The following is a 22,719-nucleotide window of genomic DNA, read 5'->3' as shown; positions in this document are numbered from 1 at the left end:
TGCTTCCTCGGCTGGCGAGCAAGAAAGCCAATAATTCCCGCCGGTTGACGGGTTTTGCATGATTGCCCGGGGGCGCCCGCGGCCGGTACACTCCGGTCGCTGGCGCCCTCGTTTCATTCCCCCTTTGGCCAACGAGCATCATGGAACAGCCTTCCACCCCTGCGCGTCCCACGCTGCGTGTGACCGATGACCGCTCCTTCGTTGAAACCGAAGCGGCCCTGGAGAAGACGGGCCGGGTCGAGGAGCTGATCCGCCTGTACGAGGGGCGCTCGCGGGACGTTCCGACGGAGGAGGCGGCGCGCCTCTTGTGCCGCGCGGCGGAGCTGGCACACGAGCGTCAGCGCAACGCGCCGCGCGCGGAGGATCTGCTCAAGCGCGCGCTGCTGGTCGCGAAGGACCCGATGCCCGCGCTGCGCGGTCTCAAGCGACTGCATGAGATCCGGCAGGATTCGTCGTCGTTGGTGGACGTGTTGGAGCGGCTGGGCGCCGCGACGCAGGGCGAGGAGAGCGCGGGCCACTACCTGAAGGCCGCGGACCTCTACGAGCAGAAGCTCTTCCGGCGCGACCGCGCGGTGCTGTGCCTGCAGCGCGCGGCGCGAGTGAAGCCGGACCGCGCGACATTCCGGCGCGTGCGCCAGCTGCTGCTGTCCGAGGAGCGCTTCCAGCCGGCGTTCGAGGCGCTGCAGCGCGAGCGTGCGGCGCTGGGCGACGCGGGCATGGCGGAGGAGTACGCCGCGCTCGCGGAGCGGCTGGTGGACGACCCCACCGAGCACGCGCTGGCGCAGCAGGTGTTGGACGTGGCGCGTGAGCTGGATCCGCAGAACGCGCGCGCGGACAAGGCCACCCGCGCGATGCAGCGCTTCGAGCAGGTGTGGCGCGACAAGGTCCGCATGCTGCGCGGCATGTCGCTGGAGGAGCGCGACCGCAAGAGCGCAGCGCGCCTGTCGCTGCTCGTGGCGAAGCTGTTCGCCTGGTACGACCCGGGCTCCGCCGCCAAGGTGAAGGAGGCGCTGGACCGCTGCTTCCTGCTGTGGCCGGGCATGCCGGAAGCGCTGACGCTCATCGAGCGGATGGCGGGGCGCGCGGGCGACTACGGACCGGCGCTCGCGCAGCTGGAGGCGATGGCGGGCGAGGCGCGCGACCGCACGGCGCAGGTGGACCTGTGGCTGCGCGTGGGCACGGTGAAGCTGGGCCGGATGAACGACGCGGCCGGAGCGCTGGCCGCCTTCGAGAAGGCCGTGGCGGCGGATGCGTCGCGCGCGGACGCGGCCAGCCTGGCGGCGGAGCTGATGCTGGGCCAGGAGCGCTACGCGGACGCGGTGGCCACGCTGGAGCGCTACCTGGGCACGGTGAAGGACCGCGCGCAGCAGGCCAGCCTGCGCCTGCGCCTGGCGGACCTGTGCATGCAGCAGCTGCAGGACGCGGACGCGGCGCGCGCGCACCTGGAGGCGGCGCTCAAGCTGGAGCCCACCAACGCGCTCGCGGCCTTCCAGTTGTCGCGCCTGCTGGCGGAGGACGAGAAGCTGGACGAGGTGCTGCCGCTCCTGGAGCTGGCCATGCTCGCCCCGCGTCCGCGCGCCGAGCGCGTGGCGTTCTGCGAAGCGCTGGCGTTGATGTTCGAGGAGCAGGAGAACGAGCGAGGCGCCTTCGAGGTGCTGGCGCGCGCGCTGGAGCTGGAGCCGGGGCGGCCGCTGCTGCTCAACACGGTGGTGGAGCACGCGGAGAAGGCCAACGCGCAGCCGGCGCTGGCGCACGCGCTCTTGCGCGCGGCGCAGGGGGCGACGCCTCCGGCCGTGGCGGTGGCGCTGTGGCGGCACCTGGCGCAGCTGCTCCAGGGCCCGCTGGCGGACCCCGTGCGGGCGGAAGCGGCGTGGCGCGAGGTGCTCTCGCGCGTGCCGGGAGACACCGCGGCGAGCGAGGCGGTGAAGTCGCTGCAGGCGGCCGCGGCGCTGGCGGATGATCCGAAGACGCGGCTGGAGACGGACATCGCCCGGCGCGAGGCGGCCGGTGCCTCGCCCGTGGAGTTGGAGCCGATCGTGCGTCAGTGGGTACAGCTGGCGCCCGAGGACACGCAGCCGGTGCAGCGGCTCCAGGCGCTGTGCGTGGCGCTGTCGAAGTTCGAGGAGGCGGCGGCGCTGGCGGGGAAGCTGGCGACGCTCTCCGAGTCGCAGCTGGAGCGCAACGAGTGGACCGCGCGGCAGGCGAAGCTGTACGCGGAGCGGCTGAACCGCCAGGAGGACGCGGCGGACCTGTTCCTCGCGCTGCTGGCGGAGAACGTGTCCACGGGCGTGGTGGTGGGCGGCCTGGAGCGGCTGGCGGCCGGCGGCGTGCGCACGGTCGCGCTGACCGAGGCCCTGGCGAACCACTACGGCCGCACGGGCGACCACCAGCGGCAGGTGGCGGCGCTCCAGCAACAGCTGGACTCCACGACGGACGCGCCCACGCGCAAGCGGCTGCTGACGGTGCTGGCCGGCATCCACGAGAAGCAGCTCGCGGACAGCCGCGCGGCGTTCGACACGCGGCTGCGCATGGTGCGCGAGGAGCCGAAGGACGAGTCGGGACGCGCTGAGACGGCGCGCCTGGCGCGCGACCTGTCCGCGCACGCGGAGCTGGGCCGCGTGCTGCGCACGCTCGCCACCGAGTCCGAGGACCCCGTCCTCGCCGTGCAGTTGCTCTCCGAGGCGTCGGTGCTGGCGGAAGAGGGCGGCATGGCGGCGGAGGCCATCACGGCGCTGGAGGCCGCGCTGGCGCGCTCGCCCGAGGCGCCGCAGGTGCTCCAGCGCCTCGTGCGGCTGTACGGGCGCGCGGGCCGCTCCGCGGACGCGGAGACGCTGCTGCGCAAGCGCATCCACGCCACGCGTGGGCCGGAGCGGTTGGATCTGCTCCTGCGGCTCGTGGACCTGAACGTGGAGCTGGGCCGTCCGCAGCAGGCCGCCGAAGCGCTCCAGTCCGCCATCACGCATGGCGGCGAGGAGGGCCGGCACCTGCCGCGCCTGGCGGAGCTCTACGAGAAGGCCGGCATGCAGCGCGAGCTGGGGGACACCCTGGCGCGGATGATCGGCCTGGCGGAGACGGCCGGTGACGCGGACCACGTGTCGCGGCTGAAGCTGCGCCGCGCGCAGTTGCTGCAGGGCTCGCAGGACGGCGGCGCGGAGGCGGTGCAGAGCTACGCGGATCTGCTGCGGCAGCGTCCGTCGGATCCGGACGCGCTCTCGGCGCTGGAGGCGATGCTGGCCTCGGGCTCTTCGCGTGAGGCGGCGGCGCGCGCGCTGATTCCCGCGTACGAGCGCACGAAGGAGCACCGCAAGCTGGTGGCGACGCTGGACGTGCTCTCGGAGGTGGCTCGCGACGACACCGGGCGGGTGCAGGCGCTGCGTCACGCGGCCCAGGTGCACCTGGCGCACCTGCGGCAGCCGGAGCTGGCGTTCGCGGCGCTCGCGCGGGCGCTGCGCCTGGCGCCGTCGGACGCGGGCCTCCGGGCCGCCGCGCGTCAGGCCGCGGAGGACGCGGACTCGCTCGACAGCTTCGCGGAGATCCTCTCCGAGCTGACAGAGGAGGGCGACGTGGGCCCCGCGCGCGCGGCGCTGCTGCGCGAGCTGGCGGAGGTGCAGGAGAAGAAGCTCGACGACCGGCCCGGCGCGGTGAAGGCGCTTCGGGCGCTGTTGGAGCTGGAGCCGGGCAACCTCGACAGCCTGCGGGCGTTGCAGCGGTTGCACCGCGCGGGCGAGGAGTGGGCGGCGCTGGCGGAGGTGCTGGAGAAGCTGGCGGCGGCCATCCAGGAGCCCGCGGATCAGCTCGTGTGTCTGCGCGAGGCCGCGCTGCTGCACGAGGCGAAGCTCACCGACAAGGAGAGCGCGGCGTCCGCGTGGCGCGCCATCGCGGAGCGCGACCCGGCGCAGCGCGAGGCCGCCACGGCGCTGGACCGCCTCTACACGGACCTCAACCGTCCCAAGGACCTGGCGTGGACGCTCACGCTGCGGCGCAACCAGGAGGGCCAGAGCCCGCAGGGGCGTGAGGTGTCCTTCCGCCTGGCGGAGCTGCTGCGCACGGTGCTGGACGACGCCAACGCGGCGCTGGGCCTCTACAAGCGCATCCTCACCGAGGACCCCGGCCACCCGGGCGCGAGGGCCGCGCTGGAGGCCTGGGTGAAGGCGGCCGTGCCCATGAGCGGCGCGGCGCTGGAGGTGCTGGACAAGGTGCTCGCGCAGGTGGGCGACCATGCCCGCCGCGTGGCGCTGCGCGAGACGCGGATGGAGTCCGCGCTCACGGTGGAGAAGATCATCCTCGCCGGCGAGGTCCGCCGCATCTACGAGCGCGACATGCAGCAGCCGTCGCTCGCGTTCATGGCGTCGGTGAAGGCGTTCGCCAACGACCTGGACCGCGAAGGCGTGCGTCCGGACCTGGAGCGCCTGGCCCGCGATACGGGCAGCCACGAGGTGCTGGCGGAGATCTACGAGACCACCGCGGTGGAGCTCACCGCGGGAGACCCGGCGACGCTGGACCTGCTGCGCCGCGCGGCGGAGCTGCGTGAGAGCCTGGATCAGCCCGAGGAGGCCACGCGCCTCTGGAAGAACCTTCTGGCGGACGCGCCGCAGGACCGTCAGGCGCTGGAGGCGCTGTCCCGGCTCTACGAGAAGGGCCAGAACGCCAAGAGCCTGTCGGAGGTCTACGCCCGTCAGGCGCAGCTCTCCACCGACCCGGAGGCGCGGCTGGGCCTGCTGCTCAAGGCCGGCGAGGCCTACGCGAGCGCGGGCGAGGACGCGAAGGCCATCGAGGTCCTGCGCTCCGCCCTGGCGAACCGCAAGGTGCCCGAGGGGCTGCTGGCGCTCGACAAGCTGTACGCGAAGACACGCCACTTCGTGGAGCAGGCGGACGTGTTGGATCAGCTCGCGGAGCTCGCGCCGGACGAGCCCGGGCGCCGCGCGTACCTGCTGCGCCGCGCGCAGTTGCTGGAGAAGGAAGTCGGTCCCACCGAAGCGCTGCCGGTGTACCGCCGGCTGCTGGAGCTGTCGCCGGGCGACGGCCAGGTGGTGGCGGGCCTGGAACGCCTGCTCGCGCACGACGGGCCCCGCCTGGAGGCGGCGCGGTTGCTGGAGCCCGTCTACCGCGGCCTCAACGACACGCGGAAGCTGGTGGACGTGCTGGAGGTGCTGTTGCCGGGCGTTCCGCCGGAGAAGCGCCTGGAGCGGCTGCAGGAGATCGCCGTCCTGCGCGAGGGCCTGGGCCAGACATCGCTGGCCTTCGTCGCGCGCCTGCGCGCGTTCAACGAGCTGCCCGCTGAAGCCGGTGTGCGCGACGAGCTGGAGCGGCTCGCGGCGGACTCGGGCTCCTTCGAGGAGGTGGCTGCGGCCTACGAGGATCAGCTGGAGCGCGACCCCGCGGAGCCCCTGGCGGGCGACCTGTGGCGGCGCTTGGCGGCCATCTACGACAACCGCCTGAAGCGCTACGACCTGGCGGTGCGCGCCCTGGAGCAGGTGAGCCGGCGCGACCCGATGAACAGGCCGGTGCTGGAGGCCATCGCCCGAGTGCACCGCCGCACGGGGGCGCACCGGGAGCTGGCGCTCGTCATGCGCCGGCAGGTGTCCGCGGAGGTGAATCCGGCCTCGCAGATCAACCTGCTCTTCGAGCTGGCGCACCTGGCCGAGGAGACGCTGGCGGACAAGTCGCTGGCGGCGCAGGCGTACCGCGAAGTCCTGGAGCGCCGTCCGGAGAACGCCAACGCGTTGAAGCTCCTGGGCCGCGTGCTCGCGGACATGGAGCGCTGGGCGGAGCTCGCGCAGCACGTCGAGCGCGAAATCCAGATGGCGGACGCACGCGACGCGCAGGAAGAGGCGTCCGACCTGCGTGTGCGCCTGGGCCGGCTGAAGGTGTCGCGCCTGGATGATCCGCGCGGCGCGCTGGAGCTGTACCAGGCGGTGCTCGCGCGGCGCGCGGGCCACCCGGGCGCGGTGGGTGCGCTGGAGGAGCTGGCGCGTTCGGAGAGCCCGCTGCGTGGCGCGGCGGCGAGCGCCCTGGAGCCCATCTTCGCTTCGGTGGGCAACCACCTGAAGCAGGTGGAGATGCTGGAGTCGCGCGCCTCCGCGGAGCCCGTGCCGCAGGAGCGGGCCGCGCTGCTGCGCCGCATCGCGGAGATCTACGCCAACGCGCTGGAGAACGCGGAGATGGGGTTCCTCTCCGCCACGCGCGCGCTGCGCGAGCTGCCGGAGGATCCGCGTTCGCTGGAGCTGTGCATCCAGCTGGTGGACAAGGCGGAGGCGCCCGAGGAGCTGTGCGCGGTGCTGACCGAGGTGGCCCCCAAGGCCAGCGACGCGGCCCGTGCGGAGCTGTACCGCGCGCTCGCCCGCATGCAGGTGGACCTGGGTGAGCCGGCGGAGGCGCTCCAGTCGTGGAAGCGCGTGCTGGAGCTCAAGCCCACGGACACCGAGGCGCTGGATGGCACCGCGCGGCTGGTGGCTTCGACGGGCCGTCCCTCGGAGCTGCTGGAGGTGTTGCGCCGTCAGCTCGCGCTGTCGGAGGAGCCGGCGCGTCGCGCGGCGGTGCTCCACCAGATTGGCGCGTTGCAGGAGGAGCAGCTCAAGGATCCTCTGGGCGCGCTGGCCACGTTCCGGCGCCTCCTGGAGCTGCAGCCGGACGACGCGGTCGCGCTCGCTCGCATGGACAGCCTCTGCCAGAAGCAGGAGCGCTGGCCGGAGCTCGCGGACGTCCTCGCGCGGCGCATCGCGCTGATGCCGCCGGAGGAGGGCCTGGAGCTGAAGTTCCGCCTGGCGACCGTGCGCGAGTCCAAGCTGCTCGACAAGGCAGGCGCGCTGTCGCTGTACGGCGAGGTGCTGTCCATGCAGCCCAACCACCCGGGCGCGGTGGGCCGCATGGAAGCCATCGTGGCGCGTGAGCCGCAGAACCTGCTCGCGGTGGAGACGCTGCTGCGCGCCTTCCGCGCGAGCGGTGACGTCATGCGGCTGGCGCAGCTGATTGAAACGCGCGTGGGAGTGTCGCCGGATGCCATCGAGCGCAAGCAACTGCTCGGCGAGCTGGCCACGCTGCGCGAGACGCAGGGCGAGAGCGAGCTGGCCTTCCTCGCGCTCTACCGCGGCTTCAAGGAAGACCCGAACGACAGCGAGGTCCGCCGCCGCCTGGAGAACGCCACCGACGTCGCGGGCAGCTACGACGAGCTGGTGGTTCTCTACGAGGAGGCCCTCCCGCGCATCGCCGAAGCCGCCGACGCGGCCCTGGTGTGCCTCAAGCTGGGGCAGGTGCTGGAGACGCGCCTGCGCGACCCGGACCGCGCGGTGTCCTACTTCGAGCGTGCGCGCACGCTGCACACGTCGGTGCAGCAGAGCTCGCTCGTCGCGTTGGACCGCCTCTATCTGCACCTGGAGGCGTGGCCGGAGCTGGCCGGCGTGCTGGAGGCGCTGGCCACCGGCGCGACCCAAGCCGCGGACAAGATCGGCTTCCTCTTCCGCCTGGGGCAGCTCTACCAGGAGCGGATGGACAGCCCGGACCGTGCCGCGGGGGCCTACGAGGCCATCCTCGCGTTGGATCCGTCGCACCTCGCCTCGGCGCGGCTGCTGGAGGGCATCTACGAGGGCGCGGGCGCGTCCGAGAAGCTCTACGCCATCCTGAAGCTCCAGTCGGAGAAGGTCTCCGGCAGCGAGCGGGACCGCGTCCTGGGCAAGATGGCGCAGGTGTCGGCCGAGGGGCTGTCGGACCTGGGCCGCTCCATCGACCTGTACCGCGAGCTGCTGGCGAAGAACCCGCGCAACGAGCAGGTCTTCACCGCGCTGGAGTCGCTGTACGAGCGCGCGGGCCGTCCGCAGGACCTGCGGGAGATGCTCGAGGGCCGCCTGGCCATCACGCTGGATCCGCGTGAGGTGGTGCGCCTCAACGAGCGGCTGGGCCGCGTGGTGTACCGACTGCTCAAGCAGCCGGACGCGGCGGTGCCGTTCTTCAAGGCGGCGCTCGACCGCGACGCGCGCCACCGCGGCGTGCTGGACACGCTGCGCGAGCTGTACGACGAGACGGGCCAGCGCGAGGAGCTGGTGGGCGTGCTTCGCCGCCTCATCCCGCTGCAGGACAGCAGCGACGGCGTGAAGGCGCTCCGCTTGCGGATGGCGGAGGTGCTCGCGGGGATGGGCCGGCGCGAGGAGTCGCTGGACGCGGCCCGCCGCGCGCTGGAGGTGGAGCCGCACACCGTCTCCGACCTGGAGCGCGTGTACGCGCTGTCCGTGTCGCTGCGCGCGTGGAACGACGCCGTGCGCGCCCTGGAGCTCAAGGTCCAGGTGCACCTGGCGACCGAAGAGCGCGACCCGGCCATCGCCGCGTACTTCACGGTCGCGGACCTGTGGGAAGGGCAGGGCGGCAAGCCGGAGCTGTCCGCCGGCGCGCTGGAGAAGGTGCTGGAGCTCGACCCCGCCAACCGCACCGCCTACGAGCGCGTGTGCGCGCTGTACCGCGCGAACAACGACTGGCGCGCGTACGCCACGGTGATGGACCGCTACATGCCCCACCTCGTCACGGGCGAGGAGAAGATGGCGGCGCTGCGGGAGATCGCCCGGGTGCAGGAGGAGCGCCTGGGCCAGAAGGACGTGGCCTTCCTTGCGCTCTGCCGCGCGCTGCAACTGGACGCGGCCGAGGACGCGCTGCGCGAAGAGGTGGAGCGCCTGGCGGACGAGACGGGCAGCCACGAGGAGCTGGCGGCGGTCTACGAGGAGGTCGCGGACGAGCTGCCCCGTGGCCCGCTCGCGGAGCGCATCTACGCCACGCTCGCGCGCATCCACGACTCGCGGCTGGATGATCCGCAGGCGGCGGAGGCCGCGTTCCGCAAGATTCTGGAGTTCGACCCCACCAACTCCACCGCGCTGGACGGGCTGGCTGCGGTGTTCCAGCGGCGCGGCCGCGACCGCGAGTACGTCGTCGCGCTGGAGCAGAAGCTGGAAGCGGCGGGCTCCATCGAGGCGCGCAAGGGCATCCTCAAGGAAATCGCCCGCGTCTGGGACGAGACGCTGGACGACCCCACGGAGGCGGCCAGCTCCTTGTTGCGCGCGCTGGAGCTGGAGCCGGACCTGGAGACGCTCGGCGTCCTCACGAAGCTCTACCGGCGTGGAAATGCGTTCCGCGACGTGGCCACCACGCTGCTTCGGGCCCGCGACCTCGCGGCGTCCAACGAGGAGCGTGCGCGCATCCAGGTGGAGGTCGCGACCGTCTACGAGCGCGACCTCAAGGACGACGAGTCCGCGGTCTCCGCGTTCCGCATGGCGCTGGAGTTCGACCCCGTCAACCGCGAGGCGCTGGAGGCGCTGGAGCGGCTGCACACGCGGTTGGATCAGCCGGCGGACCTGCTCGCCATCTACGAGCGGATGCTGGAGCTGTCCCAGGACTACCGCGAGAAGGTCCGCGTCCTCTTCCGCAGCGCGACCATCTGGGAGGACACGTACCAGAACCCGGCCAACGCCGACGCGTGCGTGGAGGGCGTGCTCTCCATCGACCCGCAGAACGTGTCGGCCATCAAGTCCCTCATCCGGCTGCGCCGCGCGCAGTCCCGGTGGGAGGACCTCCTCCTCGCGTACGAGCGGCAGCTCGCGCTCGCCACCAGCCCGCAGGAGCAGGCGGAGCTGTACGTGGAGATGGGCAACGTCCAGTACCAGAACCTCAAGGCCGTGGACCGCGCGGTGAACAGCTACCACGCGGCGCTCGCCACGGACCCCGAGTCCCGTCAGGCGCTGCACGCCCTGGGCAACCTCTACGAGCGCAGCGGCAACTGGCCCTTCGCGCTGGAGATGCTCCAGAAGGAAGCGCAGGTCGTGGGCAGCGACCCGGTGGCGGTGGAGCTGTGGCACCGCCTGGGGAAGATCAACGAGGACATGCTCTCGGACATGTCGAGCGCGCGGAACGCGTACCAGCAGGCGCTCGCCATCGACCCGGGCCACCTGCCCACCATCCGCGCCCTCAAGGGCATCCAGGAGCAGGAGCAGGACTGGAGCGGCTACGAGCAGACGCTGCTGCAGGAAGCGCAGCAGACGGATGATCCGGCCGCCAAGGGCAAGGCCCTGCTGGACGTCGCGCGCTACCACGCGGAGACGCGCGAGGACCGCGACACGGCCACGCCCTACTGGGAGGAGACGCTCAAGCACGTCCCGGACAGCCTGGATGCGGCGCGCCCGCTGGCGGACGTCTACATCGCGCGCGAGGACTGGGCGTCCGCGGAGCGGATGCTGGACATCGTCACGCGCAAGATGGCGGAGAAGGCCATGGCGGAGAAGGACCCCGCCATCGCGCAGGACCTCTGCCGCCAGCTCTACCGGCTGGGCTACGTGACGGAGAAGCTGGGCCGCCGCGACAAGGCCCTGTCCTCGTACGAGAAGGCCTACGGCCTGGACGCCACGTACCTGCCCTCGCTCGAGGGCTACGGCAACCTGCTGGTGCAGGCGAAGCGGTACGAGGACGCGCTCAAGGTCTTCCAGACCATCCTCATCCACCACCGCGAGGAGCTGACGGACCTGGAGGTCGTGGAGGTCTACTGGCAGCTGGGTGACGTGCACGCCGCGCTCGGCCAGACGGACCGCGCGCAGAACCACTTCGAGAAGGCGCTCACCATCGACCCGCAGCACGAGCAGACGCTGCGTGCGCTGGTGACGTTGATGGACAAGGCGGGCAACTTCGACAAGTCCGCGGAGCTGCGCCAGGAGCTCGTCAACGGCCTGGAGGGCGAGGCCAAGGTCAAGGTCTACCTGGAGCTGGGCCGCATCGCGCGCGACGAGCTGCACGACCCGTACATGGCCATCGACGCGTTCACCGGCGCCCTCAAGACGCAGCCGGACTCGCCGGAGGTGATGGACGCGCTCTACCGGCTGCTGCGCGAGACGCGTCAGGGCCAGAAGGCCGCGGACGTGCTGGGCCGCATGCTGGCGCTGCCCGCGCTCGCCCTGGAGCCGCACAAGGCCAAGCGCGTGTGGTTCGCGCTCGGCGAGATCCGCCGCGACGAGCTGAAGGACGTGGAGGGCGCGACGCAGGCCCTCAACGCCGCGCTCGACCTGGACCACCGCTTCGTGGAGGCCTTCAGCGCGCTGGAGGCGATGCTCGGCGGCGCGCGCCAGTGGAAGGTGCTGGAGGAGAACTACACGCGCATGCTCGCGCGTCTGCCCAAGACGCCGGACACGCACCCGGCGCGCATGACGCTGTGGCGCGCGCTGGGCGACCTGTACCTCCAGGTGCTCAAGCATCCGGAGGGCGCGGTGGCCGCCTACGGCGTCGCGGCGAAGGGCCTGCCGGACGACGCCTCCATCCAGGAGACGTTCGCGGAGGTCGCGGGCCAGATGCCGGGCCGCGAGGAAGAGGCCATCGTGGCGCTGCGCCGCGCGCTGCCGAACACGCAGAATCCGCGCAAGGTGGTGGGCCACCTGGTGCGGCTGTCCGCGGTGCGCAAGGACTACGACACCGCATGGCTCGCCGCGCAGGCGGTGTCGGGCCTCTTGGGCGAGGCGGGCGAGGACGAGCAGGAGATCCTCACCAAGCTGGGGCCCTACGCGAAGAAGAAGGAACTGGCGCAGCGTCCGCTGACGGACCGGCTGTGGCAGACCGCGCTCTTCCACCCGAAGGTGCGCGGGCCGCTGTCGGAGCTGTTGGGCCTGCTCTTCGAGAAGGCGGGACACCTGTACGCGGTGCCCTTCCCGCAGTACCAGCTGGTGCCCAAGCGCCACCGCATCGACGTGGCGACGGCGCAGGAGTACCACGTCAACCACTACCGCTACGTCGCGCGGCTCTTCGGCATGGAGGCGGTGGAGCTGTACTCGCCCTTCCTGGTGGCCACGCGCGAGCGGCTGGCGAAGCGCTCCAACGAACCGGCCCCCGAGCCGCTCGTGAACGTGGATCTGCTCCAGACGCATCCCGCGTGTGTGCGTGTGGGCGGCAAGTACTTCGCGGAGCAGGGGCAGAAGGAGGTGTACTACCTCCTCGGTCGTACCCTGGCCCTGGCCCGCGCGGAGCTGGCGTTCAGCCAGCGCGTCGCGCCCGAGCGGCTGGAGGCCGTGGTTCAGGCCGCGCTCAGCCTGGTGGTGGGCAACGTGCGCTACACGGTGGATCCGCGACTGGTGGACGTGGAGCGGCAGCTGCTCCAGAAGAGCCTGAGCGAGCCGGACCGGGCCGCCCTGGCGAAGGTGGCGAGGGCCTACCTGCCCACGGCGACGCCGCAGGATGTGCGCACGTGGCTGGAGGGCGCGGAACTCACCGCGTCGCGCGCGGGCCTCTTCGCCGCGGGCGAACTGGAGCCCGTTCGCCGCATGGTGCAGGGCGAGACGGGGTCTTCCTTCCGCGTCGCCCCGCGCACCAAGCTGCGGGAGTTGCTGGTGTTCGCCACCTCCGAGGACCTGCACGAGTTGCGTGTGGCCGTTGGCACACACGTCGAGGTCCAGGTGCGAAAGTAAGGCCCTCAGACCGCAACGAGGGTTCACGCGTTGAAAGCAGGCGGGCGTTCAAGGCAGGTGTCCTTGATCTCCGCCGGTAGCCACTTCTACGATTCAGACGGGATTTCGCCCGTCATTTCTGAGGCTTACGGGAACGATGCGTTTCGTCTGCGACAGCTGCCGCGCGCAGTACATGATCAGCGACGACAAGATTGGCCCCAAGGGGGTCAAGCTGCGTTGCAAGAAGTGCGGTCACACCATTCTGGTGAGGCCCGCCGGTGCATCGGCGGCGAAGGAGGGCGGAGCGGAGGCCTCCGCGTCCACCGAGACCAAGAGCAGCGCGGATGCGAACGCGCCCCGCATCGTGGAGTCGTCCGGAACGGGGCTGCCCGCCTCGCTGGGCACACCGCCGGAAGGCGGCCTCTTCACGGACGTGGAAGAGGATGAAATCGGCGCGGTCTTCGACCAGGTCCTGAGCACGGGTTCGCAGAAGCTCAAGGCCGCGGAAGCGGAAGCGGAGGCCAAGGCCGCGAAGGCGGAGGCCGTGCGCAAGCTCGCCGAGGCCGAATCCGCCGAGCCGACCGCGGAGGAGAAGGCCGCCGCCGCGACGCACGAGTGGTACGTCGCCATCGACGAGAAGCAGGTGGGCCCCTGGACGGTCGAGAAGGTGAAGGACGCCTGGGACCGTGGCGAGGTGGGCCCGGACAACCTCTGCTGGCGTTCGGGCTTCAGCGACTGGATTCCCCTGTCGGAGACGGCGGAGCTGGCGTCGGTGCTGGCGCCGCGTCCGGCCAAGCCGGTCATCGTCGCGCCCGCGCCGGTGTCCACGTCGTCGCCCACGCTTCCCGCCGGTCCGGTGGAGTCCGCCTTCAGCGCGGGCGCCTCCCGTCCGGGCGCGGGTGGCAACTCGGCCGTCGCCGAGGAGCCGGTGGGCTGGAAGCCTTCGGCCGCGAGCGTGCTGGCCTCGCTGGTGAAGGAGGAGAACGACGCCCTCAGCAAGCCGCCGCCGCGTCCGGCGCCGTCGCTGGAGCGCGAGCCGTTGTCTCAGTCGCGCCTCCTGGATGTGCCCATGCCGCCGCCGGAGCCGGTGTCCTCTCCGGCGATGCCGGGGGCCATGATGGCCGCCGCGCCGGGAATGGCCTCGCCCCAGGCCTACGCGCAGCCGCAGCCGCAGGGCTACGCGCCGCAGCCGCCGGTGCAGCAGCAGTACGCGCCGCAGCCGCAGGGCTATGCGCCGCAGCAGCCCCAGATGCCGTACGGGCAGCAGCCCCAGGGCTATCCGCCTCCCGGCTATCCGGCGGCCTATCCGCCGCCCGCGGCGGCACCTACGGGCGGCAAGGGCCGCACGGGGATGATGGTCGCGGTGACGGCGGGCGTGCTGGTGATGGCGGGCGCCGCCGTCGTCTTCGTCGCGCGCGGCAATTCGTCCGAGCGTCCCACGGAGCAGCCGGTCCAGGTCGCGGCCGCGCCGACTCCCAAGGCGGAGATGCCGCCCATGCCGCCGCCTCCCGCGGCGGTGCAGACGCCTCCTCCGGCGGCGGTGCAGCCCGCGGCGACGCCGACCCCGCCTGCTGAAGGCACCGCGGCGACCGCTGCCGCGGGGACACCTGCTGTCGCTGGCACTCCGCCCGCGGCGGTGGCAACGCCGCCCGCCGCCGTGGCCACGGCTCCGGCCGCCACGCCGACGCCTCCTCCGCCCGCGGCGGAGGTGAAGCCTGCCTCCGCGACGCCCAACATGGGGACGGCGGTGGCGCGCGTGGATTCGCGCAACCATCGCAAGTCGGGCTCCAACGGAAGCCGAGGCTCCTCGCGGGACGACGACGACGACGGCGACGCGATCACCGTGTCGAAGCCTTCCGCGGCGTCGTCTTCGTCTTCGTCGTCGAACTCCGGTGGCGGGGATGACGACTTCGACGAGCTGTTCGGCACGAAGAAGACGACGACCGCGAAGCCCGCGAGCAAGCCGACGGCGACGGCGTACATCCCGCCCGAGCCGGGAGGCGGCACGCTGGATCGCCTGCAGCAGTCGGACATCATGCAGGTGGTGCTGAACAACAAGCCGGCCATCGTGAAGTGCGTGAACGAGCAGAAGCAGAAGGACCCTTCGCTCAGCGGCAAGCTGGTGATGCGCTGGACGGTCCAGACGAGCGGCAAGACGACCGCGGTGTCCTGCCGCACGGACGAGTTCCGCACGAGCTACATGGCCACGTGCATCACGGGTCTCATCAAGAGCTGGTCGTTCCCGAAGCACCAGAAGCAGGGCGAGCCCATCGACTTCCCGTTCACGTTCTGAAATCCAGCAGCGACATCGCCGTCACGTATGACGGCGATGTCGCTGTGACGTGCGCCTGGATTGTGCGCTTTCGTGAACAGTGAATTTCCCAGGGTGGGAGGCGTAGGAAGGTCGGTCGACACTCGTTGACACGTCCGGAGCGAGAGGACTAAAGCCCGCTCGACTTCAAGCCCGGTGTCTGGAGTCAGGTGGCCGGAGACGCCGGGCGACGTAACCCATCCAGGAGGATGTCCCGAATGCAGCTGCGCAAGATGATGGTGATGCTCGCCGCTTTGAGCTCGATGAGCCTGGCCCTGACGGCCTGTGGCGATGACGCGACGACGGTCGAGTCCTGTACGTCGGACACCGACTGCTCCTCCAATTTCTGCAACACGGCCGCCGGCGTGTGCATGGACACCTGCGAGAGCGGCTCGGACTGCGCCGACTCCGAGAAGAACTGCGCCGTGCTGGCCGGTTCGTCCAACACGCAGAAGGTCTGCCAGTGCCAGACCAACCAGCTGTGCAACTCGGGCGACACCACGGACCTGGTCTGCGGCACCGTGTCCAAGCGCTGCGAGGAGCCCGGCTCCACCCCCGAGGGCTGCACCAAGGACGCTGACTGCGGCGCCGGCAACACCTGCAACACCACCACGGGCGTGTGCAGCCCTGCCGCGACGACCTGCACCGGTGAGGGCCAGGCGACCTGCGCGTACGGCAACTTCTGCAGCGCGAGCAAGTGCACCGCGGTGCCTGCCCCCACGTGCGACAACTTCACGCCTGCCAAGGGCGGCAAGACGCCTGTGTGGAGCGCGACCTCCTCCTCGGGTCCGATCATCTACAGCATCACCAAGCTGACCTGGGGCGCGGACGTTGTGTCTCCGGCGTTCTGCTCCGGTGACACCCTCCGGGCCGAGGTCAAGGCCTATGCTCAGACGGCGGGCACCTTCCCGGCGCAGAAGTCGAACCTCCAGGGCCTCTTCTACGTGACGGTGAACGGGAGCCAGCAGGATGGTTCGCCCCTCATTCGCCCCTCCGGCTACACCCCGTCGGCTGACGGCAAGAGCGCGACGTTCATCATGAACTTCTGCCCTGCTGGCATCTCCACCATCTCGCTGGGCCTGTACTTCACGGGCGGCAACGAGATCTGCGCGCAGCTCAGCAAGTAGGGCGCATTCAGGGCTGGCTCATAGGGCCGGTTTGAGCAGATTGGCCTCGTCCCGGTAGGTTGGGACGGGGCTTTCTGTTTGAATCGAAGGCATTCTGCTGGCGGATAGCGTTTGGCGGTAATCTCGGGTGAATTTCCCGCGTGCTTGTTCGTTCTTGAGGATGGCGGCCTTGAAGAGGCCCCTCGCTGTTTCGCAAGGAAAGGAAACATCCATGTTTCTGAAGCAAGCTCCTCAACTTCTCATCGCGTCCATGCTGGCCTTCTCCGCGACGAGCCTTGCTGCGGATGCGCAGTTGTCCTGCCCCGCCGGTTCGGTCCAGAAGGGCAAGGCGGGCAAGGATGAAGCTGTCTATTGCGTCAAGGCGAACCAGAAGGCGGGCGAGCCGGTCATCAACGGCGCCTACGTCGACTACTGGCCCAACGGGCAGAAGCAGTCGGAAGGGCAGTACCTGAACGGTTTCCGCTCGGGCCACTGGACGTTCTGGGACGCCAACGGCGTGAAGACCGGGGAAACCGAATTCGCCGCGGGCGATTACCACGGCACCCGTGTGCAGTTCTTCGCCAACGGCAAGCCGAAGATGATTGAGCAGTACCGGAAGGGCTTCCGGAACGGCACGGTCCAGGAACTGAGTGAGGACGGGACGGTCATCCGTCAGATGCAGTTCGCGGACGGTCGCGAAGTCGCCTCGCGTTAGCGCTCGGCAGGCAGTGGGGCCTGCCTGGTTTGCAGGCCCACGCTTGCTGTCTGGCGCGTCGAGGACCGCTGGGGTTGATGGCGCTTGGGGGGCGAATGAGGCTCTTTCCCTTCGCGCCGTGGCCGACTAGGAACGATGCCTGTGAAGGCCCCATCCCTCGCCCCAGTCCTACCCTCCATTCCCGTCCGCACCGTCGACCAGATGGGGCTGCGGGAGCTTGAACGCATCCGGCTCATCTTGCGGGGTGGGTCCGTCATTGACTGGCGACGGATGCACTTCCAGACGCGGGACGAAGTGGACCGCTTCCTGCGCCTGTGCCAACTCGACGTGTCCCGCCCCTATGACGACGCATGGGGGCGGACGGTCCTGGCGGATGCCGTGGAGTATCTTCGGAAGACCTTTGACTACAGGGTCGCTGAGGCCGTCGCGGAGCCGGAAGAGCTCCACGACCTGTTCCTCTTCGCGTCGGGGGCGAAGGGGCTGGCCCGCTACCGGCGCATCGCCTGCATCGTGCTGAAGGTCATGCACGTCATCCAGCATATCGAGGGGCGGGACCTGCTCTTCCGCCTAGCTGCCTCCGAAGCCGAACTCGCGGAGATGGTCACGGAGAAAGTGTTGGGCGTCGCCCGGGAGATGCAGGAGATGGGGCTACCCATCGTGGAGTTCGCCCACTCCATCAAAACGCGGGACTCCCTGGTTACGAAGCTGATCGCGAAGAAGGAGACCGTGGCGGCGCAGGTGTATGACCGCACGCGGTTTCGCGTCATCACCCGCAAGCGGGAGGACCTGTTGCCGGTCCTCTACTTCCTGACGCAGCGCCTGTTCCCCTTCAACTTCGTTGTCCCGGGGCAGACGGAGAACACGTTGCTGCCGTTCAAGGGCCTCCTGGCGGAGAACCCTCACTTTGAGCAGTTCATCCCTCAGCTCCACCTGGACCGGGACTTCGAGGACCGCGAGGACCGGATGGGGAACGCCTTTTCGGGGGATTCCTACCGGGTCCTCAACTTTGTCGTGGACCTTCCACTCCGGATGGACCCCTACCTTCCTCCGCCAGAGAGTGATACCCGCCCCCGGAAGGGGCGGGTCACCTTCTCACTCGTTGAGTTCCAGATCGCGGACGAAGAAACAGCTCGCCGTAATGAACTCGGTGACAACGCGCATGAGAGCTACAAGCGAAGGCAGAAGCGCCGTGTCCTCAACCGCTTGAGCCGGGGGCTTGTGGTACCCAAGCGACAGGGTTGAGCCCGTCATCAAGAGCCTGGCCCGGCGTGATGTCAGTAGTTGAGCCGGAAGACATGGACATTGGCGGACGTCGCGTCCGCCTCTGTCCATGCAATGAGTGGCTGCCCATTGGCGTCCATCGAGACGGAAGGGCCAAGCGCAGGAGTGCCACTAGCCGACAATGCGCTGAGCGGCATTCCCATGGGCTTCCATGAGGAGTCAATCCAACGGCTGACAAGAATACTGCGTTCAGAAGCTGTAACCCCGCTCCAGGCAAGGACATGTGGAGTGCCTGCACCCAGTGCAAGGCTGGGTGAATTGTTCCCCGTGGAATTGTTGCTGACGAGTGTGTGGGTGCTCCAGACATTTCCTTCCCACCGCGCCCAATAAAGCATGCCATCCGTTTCTACCTGGGCCGGGGATTGTACCCACGACACCCAGGGGCGCTGCGTCGCATCCACTGCGATCGAAAGCGCTCGTACGTCTGTTCCAAGCGTTGTTCCCCCGAGGGGAGCCGCGTCGTTGGCGAGAACGGCCACACCTCGGCGTGAGGCTGTGTCGTCGTAGGCCGAATAGGCAGTGAAGATGCTCGTGCCGGACGCAGCTACGGAGATGCAGTCCGCATTGAAATGGTCAGCGGGTTGGCCAGGGTTCAGGTCGATCCATGCCGAGCCTGATGATGGAAGCTTGAACCCACGGACCTTCGAGTTGTTTCCATCGTGTCGGGTGGCATGGAAGACAAGGTCCTCATTGGCTCCGACGACGAGCCGCGCCTGTATGGCGTATTCTTGCGAACTAGAGACCAGCGGAATGGATGGCAATGAAGTCCAGGTGCTTCCCGTCCACCGACGCGCGAACACGTCTCGGCCCGCGCCATTGCCAGTGGCCTCATCCCAGACGACGACCGGGCGGTTGGAGGAGTCGATTGCCAGGTCGGGCCTCGCCGCATCTGTTCCAAGCGCAGTCAGACCGCTCAGCGGCGCACCCAACATGTCCCAGGCCGTACCGGACCATCTGGCAACGTAGATGTTCCGGGTCGAGCCATCGGGTTCCGACCAAGCAATGACAGACCGGCCCTCGCGGTCCACCTTCAAGACGACATCTTCGGCCGACGTCCTGCCTGCCACCGCGCTGATGGCTCCACCGAGAGGGAGCCAGGATGGAACCGAGAATTTCCAGGTAGGAGCGGTCTGCACTCCGTTCCCTGCCAGATCTGTGATGACACCAGTGGCCGCCGTCAGGTCGACCTGGACGGTGCTCGGTGCAGTCAGAGCGCTCAGCGGCGTCACGGTCAGCGTCTGTCCATCCGCGGAGAGCGCTACGGACTTCGCGATGGCGTCCCCGGCCCCCGACTTGAGCCCCACCGCCGCCTCCGTCACCGAGAGCGGATTCATGGGCTCACTGAAGGTGACCTGGATGGCTTCGCGGACCCCCACGGTCGCCGCGTCCTTGGCCGGCAGGTAGGACGCCACGGTGGGCGCGGTCCGGTCGACGATGACCGTGCGTGCCGCACTGGTGAAGACGGCTCCACCCCGGGTCGCGCGAATGGACAGCTGGTACGTCCCCTCTGCCTCCGAGGTGGTATCCCAGGTGAACGAATACGGACTCCCCGTGGGCTTCACGAGCACCGTGGCGTCCTTCAGGATCTCCACCTGCTCCGCGGCGCCTCCTTCCACCGTGAACTGCAGGAGCAGGGGGCCTCGCGTGTACGCCTTCCCGGGCGTGGGCACGACCCAGTTCACCACCAGGTCACCGGGCTTTCCGACCGTCACCGTCAGCGTGGCCTGCTTCGTGACCGTGCCGCTCTTGCCCTGGAGCGTCAGCGTGTAGGCACCGGGCACGGTGCCCGCTCCCACGCGGATGCTCAGGGTCGCACGCGTTTCTCCCTTGGGCAGGGTCGACGACTGCAACTCGATGCCCGCGGGCGGAGACACGAGGCTCCAGGTGACCGCGCCTCCCGTGGATTCGGTCCAGGCGAGCCGGACGTCGCAGTCCAGGGTTGCTCCCGGGAGGACCTGCTCCTGGGCAGGAGTCGCCGTGAAGGTGAAGTCCGCGTCGGGGTCCGTCCGCGGATCCTCCTTGGGCGGGTCCTCCAGCGGGGGAACGTCGATGCATGCGGGGCTCAGGCCGATGCAACTCAACAGCAACAGGTGTTTCAGGTTGGGCATGGGGGCGCGTTCTGCAAGCTCAGGACCGGTCGGTCCCGAGCGAGAACACTGCCATGCCCGTCCGCGGAACAGGACAGGCGTCCGGCCCCGGAAACACGCCTGCCCGCCGCCCCCGGTTTTCGGTTGGGGACGCGCGGGCAGGGGAGGGACTCCAGAAGGCCGCGAGCTACTTCTTCTTGCGGTTCTTCTTCTTGTTCTCCTTCTCCTTCTTGCGCCGCTCCTTGATGGCGTCGCGGTCGTCCGGCTTGCTCGCGGCCGGGGGCGCGTAGCCCATCAGGCGGGCCTTGGCCATCGCGGCCTGACCCATGGGCGGCGTGTAGCCCGGGGCGATCTGCGGCAGCTGCATGGGCATGCCACCCATGCCTCCGCCCATCGCCGACATGGCCTTCTCCAGCGCCTTCGGGTCCTTCCCGAACATGTTGCCCAGGTCCATGTTCTTCATCTGGCCCAGCTGCCCCAGTTGCTTGAAGCCGGGGATGCGGCCCAGGAGGCCCGGGTTCTGGCCGATGGTGCCCATCACCTGCTGCATCATCCCGAACTTCTGCAGCAGCTCGCGCACCTCCTCCGGCTTGCGGCCACTGCCCTTGGAGATGCGGTTGATGCGGCTGCCGTTGATGATGTCCGGACGCAGGCGCTCCTTCTGCGTCATCGAGTCGTACATCGCCTCGATTTTGGTGAGCTCCTTCTCGTCCGGGTTCAGGTGCTCGGTGAGGTCGCCGAAGAGGGGGAACTTCTCCAGCAGGTCCTTCAGCGGGCCCATCTTGCGGACCATGCGGATCTGCTCGACGAAGTCCTTCATCGAGAACTGGCCGGAGAGCAGCTTGCGCGCGTCGTCCTCGGCCTTCTTCTCGTCGACGACCTTCTCGAAGTCCTTCATCAGGCCGACGATGTCGCCGAAGCCCAGGATGCGGCCCGCGAGGCCCTCCGGACGGAACTCCTCCAGCTTGTCCATCGACTCGCCCATGCCGAGGAACTTGATGGGCTTGCCCGTCACTTCCTTGATGGACAGCGCCGCGCCGCCGCGCGCGTCACCGTCCAGCTTCGTCAGGATGAAGCCGTCCAGCGTCAGGCGCCGGTCGAACTCGGCCGCCGTGCGCACGGAGTCCTGGCCAATCATCGCGTCGCACACCAGGAGGATGGTGTCCGGCTGCACGTTGGACTTGATGGACTCCAGCTCCGTCATCAGCGTCTCGTCGATGGCGAGCCGGCCCGCCGTGTCGATGAGCACCACGTCGCACTTCTGCTCGCGCGCGGCCGCGTAGCCCCGCTTCGCCAGCTCGGGCGGCTGCACGCCGGGCTCGTGGTAGACGGGGACCTTCAGCCGCTCGCCCAGGACCTTGAGCTGATCCACGGCGGCCGGGCGGTAGATGTCCGCGGCCACGAGCAGGGGCTTGCGCCCCTCCGCGAGCAGCCGACTGGCGAGCTTGCCCGTGGTCGTCGTCTTACCGGAGCCCTGGAGGCCCACCATCATGATGCCGGACAGCTGGCCCTTGGGCTTCAGGTGGAGGCTCGTGTCCACCGGGCCCATCAGGGCCTCCAGCTCGTCGTGGCAGATCTTGATGAAGTGGTCCATCGCGCTGACCTTGCGCTTCTGGCCCCCCGCATCCGTGACGGACGTCTGCACCACCTCGCCCACGGCCTTCTCGCGGACGCGGGCGACGAACTTCTTCACCACGTCGAAGGCGACGTCGGCCTCCAGCAGGGAGACGCGGATGTCTCGCAGCGACTCGTCCACCAGCTCGGGGGTGAGTTCGCTCTTGCCGGCGAGGCGGTTCTTGGCGGCCCGGAAGCCCTTGGTGACGGTCTCAAGCATGGGGGGCGCTTTATAACAGCGTCCCGCCGGATGCGACGGTCACGGAAGCCCCGGCCGTCCAGCAGTGGAGGAATCGAGGGGCTTTCCCGACCACCCGGGATGCCACCGCCCCGGGAGCCCCACCCCGGAAGGCCCTTCCGGCCCCCTTTCGGGCTCAGTCCGCCGCCATCCAGGCCCCTCCGGGCTCGGGCAGTCCGTCCGGGCGCCCGAGCGCCGTGCACAGCGCCTTCAGGACCACGCGGGACTTGAGGAGCATCTCGTCCAGCTCGGCCGCCGGATCCGAGAGCGCGACGATGGCCCCTCCCGCGCCGATGCTCACCTCGCCGGGACGGACCACCGCCGTTCGGATGACGACGTTCAGGTCCGCCGCGCCGGTGGCGGAGAAGTACCCGATGGCGCCCGAGTACACCCCCCGGGCCTCCCGCTCCAGCCGGTCGATGAGCTCCATCGTGCGCTCCTTGGGGGCCCCCGTCATGGAGCCTCCGGGGAAGGCGGCGCGCACCGCGTCCACGGCCGTGAGCCCCTCGCGCAGGTGGCCCCGGATGGTGCTCACCAGCTGGTGCACCGTGGCGTACGACTCCACGTGCATGAGCCGGGGGACGTGGACCGAGCCCACCTCGCACACGCGCCCGAGGTCGTTGCGCACGAGGTCCACGATCATCAGGTTCTCCGCCCGGTCCTTCTCCTGGGAGCCCAGTTGTTGGCGCAGCCGTTCGTCCTCGTCCGGAGTGGAGCCGCGGCGCAGGGTGCCCTTGATGGGCTTCGACTCGACCCAGCGGTCGGCGTCCACTCGCAGGAAGCGTTCGGGGGAGGAGCAGGCGATGCCCAGCGCTCCCATGCGGAGGTACGCGGCGTAGGGGGCGGGGTTCAGCCGGCGCAGGCTCCGGTAAAGGTCCAGGGGCTCGACGTGCGCCCGGGCGAGGAGCTTGTTGGTGAGGCAGACCTCGTAGGTCTCGCCTTCGTGGAGCTGTTCCAGGCAGTGCTGGATGT

The 22,719-nt window shown here is 69.8% G+C and carries 8 protein-coding genes; 5 read left to right on the top strand and 3 right to left on the bottom strand.

Features of this window, described 5'->3' with window-relative positions; translation table 11 throughout:
* The first annotated feature begins 140 nt into the window (after positions 1-140).
* The 5 genes from D7V77_RS26445 (at position 141) to D7V77_RS26425 (ending at position 17,769) form a co-directional block, all read left to right on the top strand.
* The gene (locus tag D7V77_RS26445) at positions 141-12,416 is read left to right on the top strand and encodes a tetratricopeptide repeat protein (RefSeq protein WP_120579080.1); all 12,276 of its coding nucleotides are present in this window, start codon (positions 141-143) and stop codon (positions 12,414-12,416) included.
* Between the two features lie 136 nt (positions 12,417-12,552).
* Positions 12,553-14,688, top strand: a complete 2,136-nt coding sequence (gene gltJ, locus D7V77_RS26440) for an adventurous gliding motility protein GltJ (RefSeq protein WP_120579079.1) — start codon at positions 12,553-12,555, stop codon at positions 14,686-14,688.
* A 236-nt stretch (positions 14,689-14,924) separates the two neighbouring features.
* Positions 14,925-15,833, top strand: coding sequence for a hypothetical protein (locus D7V77_RS26435; RefSeq protein ID WP_120579078.1), 909 nt, complete (start codon positions 14,925-14,927; stop codon positions 15,831-15,833).
* A 211-nt stretch (positions 15,834-16,044) separates the two neighbouring features.
* Positions 16,045-16,527: a toxin-antitoxin system YwqK family antitoxin gene (locus D7V77_RS26430; protein ID WP_158624499.1), complete on the top strand. Its 483-nt coding sequence runs from the start codon at positions 16,045-16,047 to the stop codon at positions 16,525-16,527.
* A 135-nt stretch (positions 16,528-16,662) separates the two neighbouring features.
* Complete coding sequence (locus tag D7V77_RS26425; protein ID WP_120579076.1) at positions 16,663-17,769, top strand: TIGR04552 family protein; 1,107 nt, start codon at positions 16,663-16,665, stop codon at positions 17,767-17,769.
* A gap of 32 nt (positions 17,770-17,801) precedes the next feature.
* Here D7V77_RS26425 and D7V77_RS26420 read toward each other — a convergent pair whose 3' ends face one another.
* From D7V77_RS26420 to pabB, 3 genes are all read right to left on the bottom strand, one after another.
* A complete protein-coding gene (locus tag D7V77_RS26420) occupies positions 17,802-19,916 on the bottom strand; it encodes an Ig-like domain-containing protein (RefSeq protein ID WP_120579075.1) in 2,115 nt (704 codons plus the stop codon).
* 166 nt (positions 19,917-20,082) lie between these two features.
* Entirely contained in the window at positions 20,083-21,729 is a 1,647-nt protein-coding gene (ffh, locus tag D7V77_RS26415; RefSeq protein ID WP_120579074.1) for a signal recognition particle protein, read from the bottom strand.
* 154 nt (positions 21,730-21,883) lie between these two features.
* Positions 21,884-22,719 (bottom strand): aminodeoxychorismate synthase component I (pabB, locus tag D7V77_RS26410; protein WP_120579073.1); only part of this gene is annotated, 836 nt, incomplete at its 5' end.

The sequence above is a fragment of the Corallococcus sp. CA041A genome, from assembly GCF_003612075.1.
GTDB classification, from domain to species: Bacteria; Myxococcota; Myxococcia; order Myxococcales; family Myxococcaceae; genus Corallococcus; species Corallococcus exiguus.
This window is presented reverse-complemented; position numbering and strand designations above follow the sequence as displayed.